The organism is Pontibacter akesuensis (assembly GCF_001611675.1).
GTDB classification, from domain to species: domain Bacteria; phylum Bacteroidota; class Bacteroidia; order Cytophagales; family Hymenobacteraceae; genus Pontibacter; species Pontibacter akesuensis.
This window is the reverse complement of the sequence record NZ_CP014766.1, coordinates 1684562-1700338: the sequence shown is the minus strand read 5'-3', so window position 1 is coordinate 1700338 and position 15777 is coordinate 1684562. Positions and strand designations below refer to the sequence as shown.

At 51.5% G+C, this 15777-nt stretch carries 15 protein-coding genes; 6 read left to right on the top strand and 9 right to left on the bottom strand.

Annotated elements, in window-relative coordinates; all coding sequences use genetic code 11:
- Positions 1-41 precede the first annotated feature (41 nt).
- Genes A0W33_RS07155 through A0W33_RS07135 form a run of 5 tightly spaced genes read left to right on the top strand, consistent with a single transcriptional unit; the run spans position 42 to position 6944 of the window.
- Positions 42-674, top strand: coding sequence for a TetR/AcrR family transcriptional regulator (locus tag A0W33_RS07155; protein ID WP_068837522.1), 633 nt, complete (start codon positions 42-44; stop codon positions 672-674).
- A gap of 27 nt (positions 675-701) precedes the next feature.
- On the top strand, positions 702-2066 hold the full coding sequence (locus A0W33_RS07150; protein WP_082815151.1) for a TolC family protein: 1365 nt from the start codon (positions 702-704) through the stop codon (positions 2064-2066).
- Between the two features lie 37 nt (positions 2067-2103).
- Positions 2104-3255 (top strand): efflux RND transporter periplasmic adaptor subunit, encoded by a 1152-nt coding sequence (locus A0W33_RS07145; RefSeq protein ID WP_068837521.1) that lies wholly within the window; start codon positions 2104-2106, stop codon positions 3253-3255.
- 19 nt (positions 3256-3274) lie between these two features.
- Complete coding sequence (locus A0W33_RS07140) at positions 3275-6685, top strand: efflux RND transporter permease subunit (protein ID WP_068837520.1); 3411 nt, start codon at positions 3275-3277, stop codon at positions 6683-6685.
- Between the two features lie 4 nt (positions 6686-6689).
- Positions 6690-6944 carry an acyl carrier protein gene (locus A0W33_RS07135; RefSeq protein ID WP_068837519.1) on the top strand — a complete coding sequence of 85 codons (255 nt, stop codon included), beginning with the start codon at positions 6690-6692 and terminating at the stop codon, positions 6942-6944.
- A gap of 758 nt (positions 6945-7702) precedes the next feature.
- Here the strand turns inward: A0W33_RS07135 and A0W33_RS07125 are convergent.
- From A0W33_RS07125 to A0W33_RS07110, 4 genes are all read right to left on the bottom strand, one after another.
- Positions 7703-8443, bottom strand: a complete 741-nt coding sequence (locus tag A0W33_RS07125; protein ID WP_068837517.1) for a M48 family metallopeptidase — start codon at positions 8441-8443, stop codon at positions 7703-7705.
- 256 nt (positions 8444-8699) lie between these two features.
- On the bottom strand, positions 8700-8921 hold the full coding sequence (locus tag A0W33_RS07120; protein ID WP_068837516.1) for a hypothetical protein: 222 nt from the start codon (positions 8919-8921) through the stop codon (positions 8700-8702).
- Positions 8922-8932: 11 nt separating this feature from the next.
- Positions 8933-9490: a YkvA family protein gene (locus tag A0W33_RS07115; protein WP_068837515.1), complete on the bottom strand. Its 558-nt coding sequence runs from the start codon at positions 9488-9490 to the stop codon at positions 8933-8935.
- Positions 9491-9717: 227 nt separating this feature from the next.
- A complete protein-coding gene (locus A0W33_RS07110; RefSeq protein ID WP_068839982.1) occupies positions 9718-10341 on the bottom strand; it encodes a C40 family peptidase in 624 nt (207 codons plus the stop codon).
- Between the two features lie 288 nt (positions 10342-10629).
- Between A0W33_RS07110 and A0W33_RS07105 the strand changes: the two genes are divergently transcribed.
- Positions 10630-11007 (top strand): hypothetical protein, encoded by a 378-nt coding sequence (locus A0W33_RS07105; RefSeq protein ID WP_068837514.1) that lies wholly within the window; start codon positions 10630-10632, stop codon positions 11005-11007.
- A gap of 119 nt (positions 11008-11126) precedes the next feature.
- Here the strand turns inward: A0W33_RS07105 and A0W33_RS21150 are convergent, their stop codons facing one another.
- The 5 genes from A0W33_RS21150 to A0W33_RS07080 form a co-directional block, all read right to left on the bottom strand.
- Positions 11127-11612 carry a hypothetical protein gene (locus tag A0W33_RS21150; protein WP_216637175.1) on the bottom strand — a complete coding sequence of 162 codons (486 nt, stop codon included), beginning with the start codon at positions 11610-11612 and terminating at the stop codon, positions 11127-11129.
- A 71-nt stretch (positions 11613-11683) separates the two neighbouring features.
- A complete protein-coding gene (locus A0W33_RS07095; protein WP_068837512.1) occupies positions 11684-12313 on the bottom strand; it encodes a hypothetical protein in 630 nt (209 codons plus the stop codon).
- 261 nt (positions 12314-12574) lie between these two features.
- Positions 12575-13207, bottom strand: coding sequence for a thioredoxin family protein (locus A0W33_RS07090; RefSeq protein ID WP_068837511.1), 633 nt, complete (start codon positions 13205-13207; stop codon positions 12575-12577).
- A 24-nt stretch (positions 13208-13231) separates the two neighbouring features.
- The gene (locus A0W33_RS07085) at positions 13232-13729 is read right to left on the bottom strand and encodes a TlpA disulfide reductase family protein (protein ID WP_229802108.1); all 498 of its coding nucleotides are present in this window, start codon (positions 13727-13729) and stop codon (positions 13232-13234) included.
- Positions 13730-14488: 759 nt separating this feature from the next.
- Entirely contained in the window at positions 14489-15727 is a 1239-nt protein-coding gene (locus A0W33_RS07080) for a PepSY-associated TM helix domain-containing protein (protein ID WP_068837510.1), read from the bottom strand.
- Between the last annotated feature and the right edge of the window lie 50 nt (positions 15728-15777).

Below are 15777 nucleotides of genomic sequence, written 5' to 3'. Positions count from 1 at the left end.
AAATGAAAAATGTTTCCATAGTTTTGCCTCGATTTAAGGATATGGAAACAGCAGAGAAAACAGAAGCAAAAGACAAGATACTGCAGGCAGCCTTCGAAATGTTTTGCCAACGCGGTATTAAAAGCGTGTCGATGGACGACATCGCGCAGCATCTCTCCATGTCGAAGAAAACCCTCTACAAATGGTTTCGGAACAAGGACCAGGTGATATACGAGGCCATAGAGGGTTTCTTAGGGAGCGTGCAGCAGGATTGCGAGTGCTTCATCGAAACATCCGGCAATGCCATCGAGGAGCTATTCCAGATAGTGGACCTGTCAAAGCGGGTTTTCTCGAACATGCACCCTTCCATCTTCTATGATCTGCAGAAATACCACCCGGACAGCTGGAACCTGTGGATGCAGCACAAGAACGCCTATATCCTGGAGAAGGTGCGGGAAAACATTCTGCGGGGTATGAAAGAGGGGCTCTTTCGGCGCGACCTGGATGTGGAGGTGATGGCTCGTATGCGCCTTGTCCTGATCGAGCTGCCCTTTAACCAACTGGTTTTCCCGCCGCACCAGTACGATGCCAGGCGCGTGCAGCTGGCCGTGCTGGAGCACTACATGCTGGGCATCGCCACCCTGAAAGGCCACAAGCTGATAAATGAACTGAAGCACATAACGGAAGAAGAATAACCACCACCTACTACCTAACATAAAATTATGAAAAAGCAGATTACCCTGCTGGCAGCCATCTTTGCGCTTTGGAGCACCGGTTACGCGCAGGCACCACAGGAACCCATGCGGCTTAGCCTGCAGGAAAGTATAAACTATGCCCTGCAGCACCGCGCCAGCCTGCAGGCTGCCCGTAACGAGGAGAAGATAGCCAAGGCCAGGGTAGGCGAGATCCGGTCTGCGGGCTTGCCGCAGCTAAATGCCACGGTGGATGCCGGCGACAACTTTATTCAGCAGCAGAGCTTTTTACCCTCGGAGTTCTTTCAGAACCAGGACAACCCGCCCCCTCTGGGTACTTTTGTGCCGGTTACCTTTGCGCCGGCCTACACCAGCAACGCCACCATTACGGGCAGCCAGCTGCTTTTCGATGGCACCTACCTGATTGGCCTGAAAGCCGCGAGCACCTATACCGAGCTGTCGCGCAAGAACACGCAGCGGAGCGAGATCGAGGTGGCAGAGCAGGTAAGCAAAGCCTACTACAGCGTGCTGGTGAACAGCGAGCGCATGCAACTGCTCACGCAAAACTTGGTGCGCCTCGACACGCTGCTAAGCCAGACAAGCACCATGTACGAAAACGGCGTGGCCGAGAAACTGGATGTAGACCGTTTGAGCGTGCAACGCAATAACCTGCTGGTGGAGCAGCAGAAAACGCAGCGCCTGATGGCGATCAGCGAAAACCTGCTCAAGTTCCAGATGGGCCTGAACCAGGCTCAGCCGGTTTTGCTGGTGGATGAACTGGCCGAGGTGGAGATAGACATGAGCCAGGTATACCCGCAGGACTTTGACTACGCCAACCGCATTGAGTTCTCCATTCTGGAGACACAGCGCGACCTGGCTAGCTTTCAGGTGCAGGCCGACAAGGCTGGTTACCTGCCAAAGCTTTTCCTGAACGCCCGCTACGGCTACAATGCCGCCAGCAACGAGTTTCGCGATATTACCAGAACAGGCAATTACCTGGAGTATGGCTTTGTGGGCGTACAGCTGCAACTGCCCATCTTCGACGGGCTGCGCAAGCACTACCTGATCCAGCAGTCAAAGCTGGCGCTGGAGAACACCAAATTGGGGTTTGAGACGCTCCGCCAAAGTATAGACATGGAGTTGGCGCAGGCATCCACCGAGCTGACCAATGCCCTGGATGTGCTGGATGCGCGCAAGGCGAACATGGTGCTGGCAGAGGAAATTGCCCGTGTGGCCAAGATCAAGTTTCAGGAGGGCGTAGGCACCAACCTGGAAGTGGTTTCCGCCGAAACCGACTTGCGCGAGGCCCAGACCAACTATTATGCCGCCATGTACGATGCCCTGATTGCAAAAGTGAACCTGTCCAGAGCCACTGGCACCCTACATTCAAAATAAACCTATCGAAAAAACCATTATTCCATTGAATCTAAGTATGAAACGAATCATAGCAATCTCTTCCATGGCTGTACTGCTGGGCTTTGCGGCCTGCGATGGCGCTCAAGACAAGGAAGCACAGTTAAAAGACCTTAAGGCGCAGCAAACCGACCTGCAGGAGCAGATCGCGGCGCTGGAGGCTGAGCTGAAAGCAGAGGGGAAAACCGTAGCTACACAGAAGAAAACCGTGCCGGTGTCGGTGGCGGCGCTGGAGCAGGATACCTTCCGCCATTACCTGGAGGTGCAGGGCAGGGTTGATTTTGACCAGAACGTGTTTGTGAGCTCGCGTGTGCCGGGAGTCCTGACAGCCGTGCGCGTGCAGCGCGGTGATCGGGTATCGAAGGGGCAGACGATGGCCACCATTGATGCGCAGGTGCTGGAGCAGAACATTGCCGAGCTGCGCACCCGCCTGGAGCTGGCCCGCATCGCCTATGAAAAGCAGCAGAACCTTTGGAACCAGAAGATCGGCACCGAAATGCAGTACCTGACGGCCAAGAACAACAAAGAGGCGCTGGAGCGCAGCCTGGGAGCCCTGCAGCAGCAGCGCGATCAGTACAACGTGAAAGCGCCGATCAGCGGTGTGGTGGATGAGGTGGTACCGAATGCAGGGGAGGCTGTGGCACCGGGCGTGGGTATTATCCGGGTGGTAAACCTGCAGGGAGGCAAAATTGTGGCCGAGGTGTCAGAGGCGTACCAGGCCAAAATAAATAAAGGCGACCAGGCCGTGGTATACTTCCCTGACCTGGATAAAGAAGTGGAGACAACTGTGGAGGTGGTGAGCAATTTCATCAACCCGACCAGCCGCACCTTCACTGTGGAGCTGCGCCCGAAAAACGAGAAAAGCATTACGCTGCGCCCCAACATGGTGGCTGTGGTGCGCATTCAGGATTATAAGAACGAGGATGTGCTGGTGCTGCCGGTAAACCTGGTGCAGAAAGATGAGCGCGCCAAGTATGTGTACGTGGCCCAGAAAGAAGGAAACGGCTATGTGGCCCGCCGCAAAGAAGTTGAGACAGGCCAAAGCTACGGCGGACAGGTAGAGGTGCTAAGCGGCCTTACGCCGAGCGACAAAGTGATTACCGCAGGTTACCTGGGTGTGAACGAGGGGCAGCCGGTGGTGTTTGCCGAAACCAGCCTTACTCAGAATTAGGGCCTAACCAAGTAAAACTATGAAACAGTTTAAGCCAACCAGTTGGTCCATCGATAACAAGACCAGTATCTACATCATCACCATCATTATCACGTTGGCGGGTATTTTCTCTTACATCAACTTACAGAAAGAGAATTTCCCCGACATTGTGATACCGACCGTGATGGTGGCGACCGTTTACCCGGGCACCTCTCCGTCAGACATGGAGAACCTGGTGACGCGGCCCATTGAGAAGGAGCTTAAAGCACTGAACGGGGTGAAGGATGTTACCTCCAACTCGGTGCAGGATTTCTCAATAATCACCGTGGAGTTTAACACTGATGTGGAGGTGGCAGTGGCAAAGCAGCAGGTAAAAGACGCTGTGGACAAAGCCCGCGCCGACCTGCCAACCGACCTGGACCAGGAGCCAAACGTGCAGGAGGTAAACTTCTCTGAAATGCCGATCATGTACATCAACGTGGCCGGTAACTATAGCCTGGACCAACTGAAGCAGTATGCCGAGGACCTGCAGGATCGTATCGAAGGCTTCCCGGAGATTACGCGCGTGGACATGGTGGGTGCCCTGGAAAAAGAGGTGCAGGTAAACGTGGACATGTATAAAATGCAGGCCGCCCAGGTTACCTTTAACGACATTGCCAACGCCATTGCCCGGGAGAACATCACCGTGTCAGGCGGTAACGTAACGGTGGGCGAGGCCAAGCGTTCGGTGCGCGTGGTGGGCCAGTATGTGGATCCTGAAAAGATCGGAAACATTGTGCTACAGTCGGTGGCCGGCGCCAGCATCAGGCTAAACGATATTGCCGAGGTGAAAGAGGGCTTTGAGGAGCAGGAAAGCTATGCGCGCCTGGGCAACCAGCCGGTTATCACCCTCAACGTGATCAAGCGCAGCGGCGAGAACCTGATTGAGGCCTCTGATAAAATACAGGATGCGGTGGCGGAGATGCAGGGAACCACGCTGCCAGATGATCTGAATATTACCGTTACCGGCGACCAGTCGAAGATGACGCGCCATACGTTGAACGACCTGATCAACACCATCATTATCGGCTTTGCGCTGGTTACCCTGGTGCTGATGTTCTTCATGGGAACCACCAACGCGATTTTCGTGGGCCTTTCGGTACCAATCTCCATGTTCGTGGCTTTCATCCTTTTCGGCATGACGGGCTACTCGCTTAACATGATCGTGCTTTTCGCGTTCCTGCTGGCCCTGGGTATTGTGGTGGATGATGCCATTGTGGTAATTGAGAACACACACCGCATCTTCCAGCACTCCGATCTGCCTATAGACAAAGCGGCAAAAGTGGCGGCCGGCGAGGTATTCATTCCGGTACTGGCGGGTACGCTCACCACTATCGCGCCGTTCTTTCCGCTGCTTTTCTGGCCGGGTGTGGTGGGGGAGTTTATGTACTTCCTGCCGATCACGCTCATTGTAACGCTGGTGTCGTCGCTGCTGGTAGCCTTCGTAATCAACCCGGTTTTTGCGGTGTCCTTCATGAAAAAGCACGATACGCCAACAAGGGGATCGCGTGGCAGCAAGGGCTTCTGGATCTTTATAGGTATCTGCACGGCCATTGCTGTGGTAGGGTACATTGCCGGGTGGTACGGTACCGCTAACCTGCTCATGCTGGTAGTGGTGCTGGTGCTGCTGAACAAGTATGTGTTTACGGGGTTGATCAACAGCTTTCAGAATAACGTACTGCCGCGCTTCATGTCGGGCTACGAAAGGCTGCTGCGCTGGATGCTGGTAGGCTGGCGCCCGATAGGCGTGTTCGTGGGTATCTTTTTGTTGCTGATTTTCTCTGTTGCGCTGACGGCTATGTTCCCGCCAAAGGTGGAGTTCTTCCCGAGCGGCGATCCGAACTTCGTTTATACATACATCAACATGCCGATTGGTACCGACCAGGCCGTAACGGACTCGGTGACGAAGGTGGTGGAGCGCCGGGTGGCGAGTGTGATCGGGCTGAATAACCCGAATGTGGAGTCGGTGATTTCGAACGTGGCCATTGGCGCCGGCGATCAAAATGACCGTGCCACCACCCCACAATCTCACAAAGGGAAGGTTACCGTTGCCTTTGTTGAGTATAAAGACAGGGAGGGCGATGTATCAACCGGCCAGTACCTGACGCAAATACGTGAGGCTGTGAAGGGTATACCTGGCGCGGAGATCACAGTGGAGAAAGAACAGAGCGGTCCGCCGGTGGGCAAACCGATTTCTGTGGAAATTGCCGGAGAAGATTTTGAAGGCTTGATCAACCTTTCGAAGCAAGTGGAACAGTACATCGACCAGCAGGGGATTGCCGGCATCGAGGGCCTGAAATCAGACCTGGAGGACAGCAAGCCTGAGATCGTGGTGAGCATAGACCGGGAGCGCGCCAATCGGGAAGGTATTTCCACGGGCCAGATAGGCCAGGAGGTGCGCACGGCGATCTTCGGAAGGGAGGCATCGAAGTTTAAGCTGGATGAGGAGGAGTACCCGATACAGGTGCGGTACGCCGCGCCTTACCGCGACAATATCGACGCGCTGCTGGACATGCGCATCACCTACCGCGACATGAACTCGGGGCAGGTGCGGCAGATTCCGCTCTCGTCGCTGGCTTCTATCGATTACTCCACCTCCTATGGCGGCATCAAGCGCAAGGACCTAAAACGGGTGGTAACGCTGGAGTCGAACGTGCTGGATGGCTACAACGCCAACGAGGTGGTGCAGCAGATAGAGGAGTCGCTGCAGGATTTTGAGGCCCCTGAAGGATATGAGATACGAATGGGCGGCGAACAGGAGGAGCAGCAGGAAACAGGGCAGTTCCTGGCGCTGGCGCTGGTGGCGGCTTTCTGTATCATCTTCCTAATCCTGGTGACGCAGTTTAACTCAGTGTCGAAGCCGTTCATCATCCTGTCGGAGGTGCTGTTCTCGATTATCGGGGTGCTGCTGGGCTTCACTATCTTTGGCATGGACATGTCCATCGTCATGACGGGTGTGGGCATTGTGGCGCTGGCCGGCATTGTGGTGAAGAACGGTATACTTATTGTGGAATTTACGGATGTGCTGCTGGCGGAAGGCCAGGGCCTGAAAGAGGCGATCGTAGAGGCGGGCAAAACGCGCCTGAACCCGGTGTTGCTCACGGCCACGGCCACCATACTTGGCCTGATTCCGTTGGCGATTGGCTTAAACCTTAACTTCTATACCTTGTTTACCGAGTTTGAGGCAGGTTTCTTCCTGGGCGGCGACAGTGTGGCTTTTTGGGGGCCACTGGCCTGGACCATCATCTTTGGCCTGAGTTTTGCCACCCTGGTTACGCTGCTGGTGGTGCCGGTGATGTACCTGCTGAATGAGAAGCTAAAAGATAGATTGATTGCAAAAAGAAAGCGTGGCCATGTTGCATTGCAGGATGAGCACCACGTGAATGGTAAAGTTAGAGAATACACAATTTAACCCTATGCTTACAACAGATAGCGCTATTGAGACGGAGGTTATCCGCATCATTAGCAAGACCAAAGAGATTAAAGCCGACCGTTTGAAGTCCTACAAGCGCCTGTCGCAGGACTTCGGCTTCGACACGGTGGATTTGGTAGACATTATCCTGGAGCTGGAGAAGAATTTCCAGATTACCATTCCGGATGAAGTGCCGATTGACACGGTGGGAGATTTTATAGACTTTGTGGCTACCCACACCATCAGAAAGGCAGGTTGAACAAAAGCGAATTATACTTTTAAACAGGAAGCGCCGGAGAGAAATCTCCGGCGTTTTTTTATGCCTGGCAAGTATATGGTAATTCTACAATGTAAACCCACCCCTGCCCCTCCGAGGAGGGGAATTTACAACATTGCTTATACTAAAGTATAGGCGCTGTAGCCAATGATGTCGCGCGGACAGGTGGGGCGGCCTGTCTCTACAAAGTAAATTGCCAGCAGAAGTACTTACACCCCTGTGAGCTGCGCTCGCAAGCTACGAACTCTCGTTCTTGCTTGTCCTCAAGGGGACAGTTGTACTTGTTGCATAGCTTAAGCTTTTGCTACTCAAACCGATTCCAGTCCTCGGGTTGAGCGCCTATGTGAGTTTTTCGGTCCCGCTGGAGGCGGGATTGCAAAGCGAAGCGAGCAAAGAAAAGCTCCAAGCGCGATGCCCGAAGACGAGGCCTCGCGGCCGTGAGCGCTCCACAGCAAGAGGTGAAACAGTTGGTGTTTGGGAACTGGAGGATGATCGGCAGCTAGAAAGGATAGCTTGGCTCATGTTGCGGAAGCAGGAGTCATGCAAGTATGGCTGAAACAAGTATTAAATATAGAAGCTACCGTTACTGTTCACAAGCCATCGTAAAAATAGCCTGCCTCACTGCATTTGCGCAGTTCAGGCAGGCTATAAAAGTCCTTAAACAACAGCGGGGGCTGTTGCCAGTTTGTAATCGTAAAAAAAATAGGGGTTTAGTAGAGTTGCAAGTATAGGCAAGCGATTTAGAAGATGGTGATGCGGTAAGCCTTCAATTTTGTGTCCAGCGCTTTGGAGTTGCCGCAAACGCTATCGAGCAGCGACCAGAATCCAGGGCCGTGGTTCTTCTCCACTGTGTGTGCCAGCTCGTGCAGGATCACGTAATCGCAGAGGGCATCGGGCAGGCGCATCAGGTGCAGGTTCAGGTTGATGTTGTTTGTGTGGGAGCAACTGCCCCAACGGCTTTTGGCGCACTTAATGAACACGTTCTGGTATTCAAAGCCAAATTTCTCGGCAAAGTAAGCGACGCGCTGCGGCAAATACTGCTTGGCCTCCTTGCGGTACGCATCCTCAATGCACTTGCGCACAAACTTCTGCACGTCCGGCGCATCTACCTCCTTGAAGGCAGGGTAAAACACGTTGATGTATCCGTTCTGGATAACGCAGCGCATGTCGTACCTGGCATGTGTGAGCAGGCGCAGCGTGTGGTGCCTGGTCTTGAACTCGCTGTTCTGGTCGTAAACGGTTACCTGCTGCTCATGCTGCTGCATGCGCTCCTGGTGCTCCTTTATCCAATCGGCTTTGGTGTAGATAAGCTGCTCGGCTTTCTCGAAGGTGATGTGGGGCGGCACCGCAACACGCACTCCCTTAAGCGGGCGTACACTGATGCTCAGGCGCTTGGCCTTGTCGCTTCGCTCGAACAGCACTTTCCCTATTCCGTCGATGTGAAGGTTTACGGAGCTAAGACGTAAGAATGATGATGACAATTGGCTAATAGTTAAAGTACAAAATCGTTGAGCCAAAGATAAATATTAATTTCATTAAAAAAAGTCTGATGGTTAGGGTTTTGTGAGATTTTATTTAAATTAATGTATTTGTATTGTACTATATTTTAACAGCGAAGGCAGGGCCATGTTCTGAAAAAGACGCGCCTAAAAACTTGCTGTTGCGACACAGGGGCAAAATAAAAGCGGCAGACTCAAAAGGAGCCTGCCGCTTCGTGCTAGAAATGTTATAAAAAAATCAGCGCACGTTGCCGCCAGTTGGGCCGTCGTCGTTAGAACTTTTCGGTGCACGGCTGCTGTCGGTGGTGGCAGATCGCAGCGTCTCCTCACGGGTATTGGTAACCGTGCCCTTGGCATCGGTGCTGTGCCCCTGCGAGGAGTGCTTGTCGTTCGGCTCGCTTTGCTGTCGGGCAGCATCCTGCTTTGCCTGCTCTTCTGTGTCTTTCCTGCTGTTTTCCATAGCGTTATTTTTTAGTAGTTGTTTTTTGTCTCGATGTCAATGTCGCCGGCAGTGCGGTCGCTGAACTTAGGCGTGCCGAAGGAAGGATCCGTGTTCTGCGCATCCTGTGCTGGCTGCGGGTCTACCTTTATGGGGCGGGAGGCTTCCCACTCTTTAAACCGGTCCAGTTCTACCTTTATGCTGGCCATAAACCAAGCCAGCAGGCTGGCATCGTCCAGCAGGCCAATCACCGGAATCACATCCGGAATCACATCAATCGGCATGATAAAGTAAATTAGCACCGCGATGCCGCCTACCATTGTTTGCGGCGGAATCCCTTTGTAGTCACCTGAAGAGGCAGCCTTTATCATGCGCGTCAGCAACTGCAGGTTTTCCCATACTTCGCCGGCCAGCGCGCCTACGCCCTTCTTGGCGGTGCCCTTCTTCAGCGTTTCAGTTATCAGCTTTGCAATTTCCGTCGGGTGCTTCAGGTATACTTCAGCTTTCTCCAGTATCTTTTTAAAGATGGCACTCTGTGCTACTTTCTTTCCCTCTGTTCCCTGCTTTCCCGCTGTTTCTTGGTTATCCATGTGTTTTATAAGCTTTTGCGTAGTTGTTTTTGCCGCTGCTGCCAACGGCACAGTCAATTGTAGTGCAATATTTACAAACAAAGTGTAACCTTCCTATACTTGCGCGCTTTAAAATTGTTATGCCGCCGCCAAACAAAAAGCCCTGCGGCTTGCTGCTGCAGGGCTTCTCTTTCTATTAGTTGGTTTGCTGGTGCCCCCTTTACAGAAAGCAAGGCAAAGCCCGGGCGTTAGTTTACGCGGCCGGCGGCGTAGTAATAGTTGCGGTAGTAGGGCTCCGAAAGTGAGCTAACCATCACGCCTCCGTTTGTGGCCGAATGAATGAATTTGTTGTTTTTGAGGTAGATGCCCACGTGAAAGATCGGGCCTTTGGCGCTGCGGCGGAAGAACACCAGATCGCCGGTGCGCACGCTGTCTTTCTTAATGCGCGAAACATCGGCATACATGGAGCGGGAGCTGCGGCTAAGCTCTATGCCATACACATCGCGGTAAACGCTGGTAACGAAGCCGGAGCAGTCGGTGCCTTTTCGGGAGCTGCTGCCGAAGCGATATGGGGTGCCTACCCATTTGGATGCTGTTTCTACCAGATCGCGGTAAGAGGGGTTCTTGAACTTGAGGCCAAGTTTTTTCACGTAATACTCTTCAAACTGCTCGTGCTCCTCTTCGTCTACCAGGGGCTCGTTCAGCTCCAGCACGCGCACCATGTCCTCGGCAGAGTTTATGGCGTAGGGAGTTATAACCGGTAGCGGAGCAGTTTCAGTTGGGGTGGCAGACTGTGCCGGCGTTATCTCGTAGAAGTAAGACAGGGCCAGCGACAGCAGGGCAAATGCACTAAGTATGATAGACTTCTTCATAGGGTTTGGCTTGTTTCGGTCCGCCGGAGCGGGGTAAACAGTTTCACCTTTGTGGCGGACAGGAAGGCCCATAGAAGTTTTAAGAGGCGCCAACCTGCCGTGTTCCGCGGTGCACCCGCACCAGAACATCGGGCAAAAGTAAGTGATATAAGTTAAAGTGCCAACAAAAAGGTTGTGCTACCCGCTTGATAATGTGGTGCTTCTGCCAATGCTTTGCATGCTTTAGCCCAAATCACAAGTATAAACAGCTGCTTTCAGGCGGCGAAACAATACAATTTTAGTTGAATTATGAATTTCAAAGTTGTAGAACGATCTCCTTTTGCGAGAATTGCCCGCATGGTGCTGAAAAGTAAAAATGTGGCCATGGTGTTGGGCAAAACCATTCATTTAAGCGGGGTGAGCCAGCAGGATTTCCTGAAGGACGAGGGCTGGCTGGCGCATGAGCTGTGCCATATCGAGCAGTTTCGGGAGCATGGGTTTTTCCGGTTCCTGTGGCTTTACCTGCGCGAGTCGATGCGGGTGGGCTACTACAACAACAAGTATGAGGTGGAGGCGCGCATTGCTGGCATGAAGCACCGAAAGTCTCAGAATCCGGTTAAACGCGCCACCGATACCATAGATCCCAGCGGTATGCCACTGCCCGGAGATACAAAGCGGCAGGCGTAGGGGGGGTGTATAGGGGAAGGTTTGGTTATTGTGCTTAAGTCTGGGAGAACGTACTGGGCTTTGCGGTGGCGTAGCCACAGTAAAGGTGTTGTTGTGCGTTCGTGCTTTTATTTTCTATTTCAAAACTTTAGAACAAAATAGATTGTGGAACAAAATATTCCTGAAACAATTGCCCAAACCCTATGTGCCTTTTTAAGCCTTACATTATACTTCGTTTGAAGTTTGTTCAGACTTAACTGTAATATTGTAAATACAATTAAAATTATGACAAAAATTGTCGGTAATCCTAAAATATTGCTGCTATATAAGTGCTGATAAGTCAGTGGAATTGTACAGATAAAAACAATTAGTGATTGATACAAAAACCAGTTTACGCCTTTTTTAGACCAATTACTTAATCCTGTAGCTATCACTACAAGCCACACAAAAATCTGCTTGTATGTATTTTCTTTATATTTTATTAGAGATATTAAACCATATGCTTCATCATTCCAGCTGGGGAGTGTTGTCCAATGATATAGTTCTCTGATTAGGAAGGCTGCACTGACTATTATGAGTATTACAGATAATAGGTGTAATCCATCTTTCCTTGCCTCATCTACCATAAACTTAATATTTTCAGCATGACGTACAACGCTTAGTACATAAAACGAGCAAGGCATAGCCGCAGCTTAATTCATGTACCGTGTTGTACTTCGTCTTTTTTTCTTCTTAGACCTGTGAAGACAGAAAGAAGCAACAGCAACACTAAAGCTAATGATGTTCCGAACAACCACTTCTTAGTGTTGTTCAATTCTTCTATTCTTGCCCTTGCAATTTCCAACTCTTGTTCTGCTTCTGTTTTTTCAATGACTACAGTAGGACGTTTTTCCTCTCCATAGTACTTGGTAAGTCTTCTAAGCGCTTCTATTTCACTTTCCTCTACTTCTTCAAGTGAGGATGTTCTACTGCACAAGTGCGCACTTAAAATAGGATATGACTCATTTGCATAGATGAGGTACTTTTTACCCACTTCAAAATAAAGTTCGCACGACCCAGGGCTGGGTATCTCGAATGTTCGCAGTCTGAATTTAGGATGAAAATGACCTTTTAAAGATTCAGCTACCCTAATCGTTTGATAGGTGAAATTCAATCCACTTGCGGTATATAATTTATCAGACGTGGACTCTATAACCTCCCCAATGAAAATTTGGTCAGCACGTTTCCAGTGCTCTTCTATATCAGATGATGGTAATTCACAGTCACAGGCAAAGGACTTGAGGCTAACCAACAACATTATAATCAATATAGAGATAATTTTATTCATTCAGATGTAGTACAACTACCAGCTAAACGTAAACATACGCTTATCAGCACTATGTGCGTAACTTGTAGAGTTGGGTTGAGGGTGTTTCAAGTAGTTTTTACTCTACAATATAGTAATTCTCAGTACGTAGTATCCGCTTTTTACTGCTCCTGGTTCAAACCTAAAGCAGGTAAGCCAACCAACAGCAAGGGCAGCCTCTACGGCTGCCCTTGCTGTTGATGAAAAAGAAAATAAGTTAGCTAATGTAGCTCCGGCTACTTATTAAGCGGCTTTCCACTTGATGGTGCAGCCGACGGCCTTGGTGTTGGGCTGGCTCACGGCTTTACCGGAAACAAGTTCGTTCAGGGCTTCTTCGGCATACTTTTTCTCCACCTTCGCGGCATCTTTGTAATTGTCGTCGATGGTGCCGATGTAGGCTACTTTCATGCTGCCGTCTGGCTGCTTCTGCACCACGTACAGGTGCGGCGTGCGGGTAGCACCGTAGGCTCTGGTAATCTCCTGAGTAGCGTCATACACGTATGGGAACGGGAAATTCTTCTCCTTGGCGCGTACCTGCATCTTCTCATAAGAGTCCTTCGGCGATACCTTCGCATCGTTCGGGTTAATGGCGATAACCGGGTAGCCTTTCGGCGCATACTTCTTGTGCAGGGCAATCAGGCGGTCTTCGTAGGCGATGGCGTACGGGCAGGAGTTGCAAGTAAACGTTACGATAAAGCCTTTGGCATCCTTGTAGTCAGCCATCGACAGCATCTTTCCGTCCACGTTCTTCAGTTTAAAGTCGCGGGCCGTGTCGCCTACTTTGTAGCCGTTATCGGAGGCAGGTACAGCAGCCAGCAGCAGGCTCACCAACATAAGGCAAGCCATGTACACGAAAGGCAATTTTGCTTTTTTCATACAGGTTATAGTTAGAGGTTTTGTTTATCTATACTTTTCGATCAGCGCATTCAGCTCCTCCTGCGTCATTTCAGCTTCGCGGAATTCGTAAGTGCCCTGCTTGTTGTTGAACACCATGGTAGCCGGTATGGCTCCCGACCATTTCGGCTCCAACTTGTCTATCCAGGTGTTTCCGTCCACCTCATCCAGCAGCAGCACTTCCGATTTAAGCCCGCGGCGCTGCACAAAGGTGTTCACGCGCTTGTCCAGGTCCTCCACGGCATCCAGGCTAACCAACACCACCTTCACAGGCTGGTCTTTATACTTCTGGTTAGCAGCCTCGAAGTATGGCAACTCCTTAATGCAGGGTTTGCACCAGGTGGCCCAGAAGTTCACTACATACAGGGTGTCGCTGGGCTGCTTGCGGAGTTCCAGCAGGTCTTTAAACTTGATAACCTCCACTTCCTGTGCAGCGGCAGTGGCTGTGGTGAGCAACAAAAGGCCCAACGCAGCCATCCATACTTTCATTTTCTGTGCGATCATAGTTTCCTAACGCGTGTAGCTGTAATATACGTATTTTGCTTTGTAAATATATAAGGTAAAGCGGGTTTATGTCTGGTGAGTGGTGTAGTTTATCAGGTATAATCGGCCCAGTTCTAGGGAACTGTCTACAAAAGTAAATAATTCGCTTGCTCCCTGGGGAGAGGGTTAGGGAGCTTGTAAAAGCTGCTTGCTTATATATACTCTTTGCTATTCTTTCGAGCTGCTGTTCGCCCTCCAGCATGTACCTGGTGCAAGCGTCCGCTTGTGCCGTCGGCTGCCTCTGCCATACTTGCATAGCCATTGTTTACCGCAACTTCAACCAAGCTATCCTTACTAGCTGCCGTTCATCCTCCAGTTCCCAAATACCTAACGTTTCACCTTGCACTTTGGAGCGCTCACGGCCGCGAGGCCCCGTCCTCGGGCATCGCGCTGTGTGCCTGAAGCTGCTCCGGGGGTAGGGGCCCTCTATTCGCTCCGCTGCGGGCTGCCCTTACGGGCACCGCAACATGCACAAGGCGCTCAACCCAAGGACTGGAATCAGTTCAATTAGCTGAAGCTATTGTGATGCAACAAAGGCTAAGTCCCCCTTTGAAGGGGATAGGGGGATGTTTCACTACTGCTGATAACTCCCCTCCCCAGAGGGGCAGGGGTGGGTTTACACTAATCAGTCACCTCCCTAAATATAAACTTAAAAAACAGCAGCCATGGCTTAAAGTATAAACCATGGCTGCTTGCATAATAGCTGCTGCTGTACTTGCTTTAACCTGCTACCGGAGCAGCGGTACGGGCGGCTTTCTTCGCTGGTTTTTTCTTGCGGAGCTTGTTGATCCAGATCAGCGTGCCGGTAACGGGCAAGCTGGTGGCGATAAGACAGGCGAAGAAGTATAGAATCTTAGAGAAAGTACCATACACATCGCCCAGGTGCAGCGGCTTGATGAGCGACACGATTTGCTCATTCAGAGGCTTGTCGGCAAACAGCTCTACTTTCAGGGTTTCACCATTGTGCTGGTCCAGCTGTACTTTGTCAGAAGCGGCGAGGGCGAAGAAGCCTGCCTGGCTTTTAGAGACAACCACTGCCGTCGTGTCATCTGCCGGAATAGATATTTTGGTATCTCCATCAGCTGGCAGCAGGGGAGCGGCTTTCGCCAGGTAATCAACCAAAGTCAGGTCTTTTGCATCAGCAGTGGCCACGGTAGACATGGGCTTCTCACGGCGGCCTTTGAACACTTCAGCGCCCATCACCTTGCTCAGGCCTTCGCGGTACCAATCAAACGACCAGCAAAGGCCGGTTAACGACATGATCAGCAGCAGCAGGAAGGCGTAGAAACCAAAGGTGTTGTGCAGGTCGTGGTTGATGCGCTTCCAATTGGCATCCGTTTTAACCTTAAGGCCCTGCTTCCAGTTCTTGATCTTCTTGGGCCACCACAGCACAAGGCCTGTCAGCACCAGAAACGTGAAGATAATAGTTGAAACACCCACGATCATTTTGCCTACGCCACCGTCTATCAGCAGCCAGCGGTGCAACTGCATTACTGTCGAGAAAAACTCTGTGGCCGGGCCCTCAGGTGTGCCCAGCACGGCGCCGGTGTAAGGGTTTACCAGGTAGGTAGTTGGTCTGCCACCGCCATGCCCTCCTTTGGCTTCAGCTTTTTTGCCTGGTGCGGCAGCGCCTTCTTTCTTACCGTGTTCACCGGCTTCAGGCTTCTGTGCCACACCAACACGGTAGGCAAGCGCTTTATCTTGCGGAATCTCCAGCGACACGACCTGCCCTTTCAACTCCTGCTCCAGTTTGGCGACAAGCGCATCCGGCGAAAGAACCTGCGCGTTGGCTCCGGCCTCCACTTTATACTTGTTGGGCTCCAGCATCTCCTCCACCTCTGTGCGGAAAGTATAAATGGTGCCGCTCAGGCAAACGACAAATAAAACCAAGCCGCTGGCAATGCCCAGCCAGAGGTGCACATCGTTGAAAAGCTTTCGCAGGCTATAGCTCTTTTTCATCTTTAAAAGTTTAGAAATGGATAAGGTTTTGAAGAACGGAAGGTGCCGAC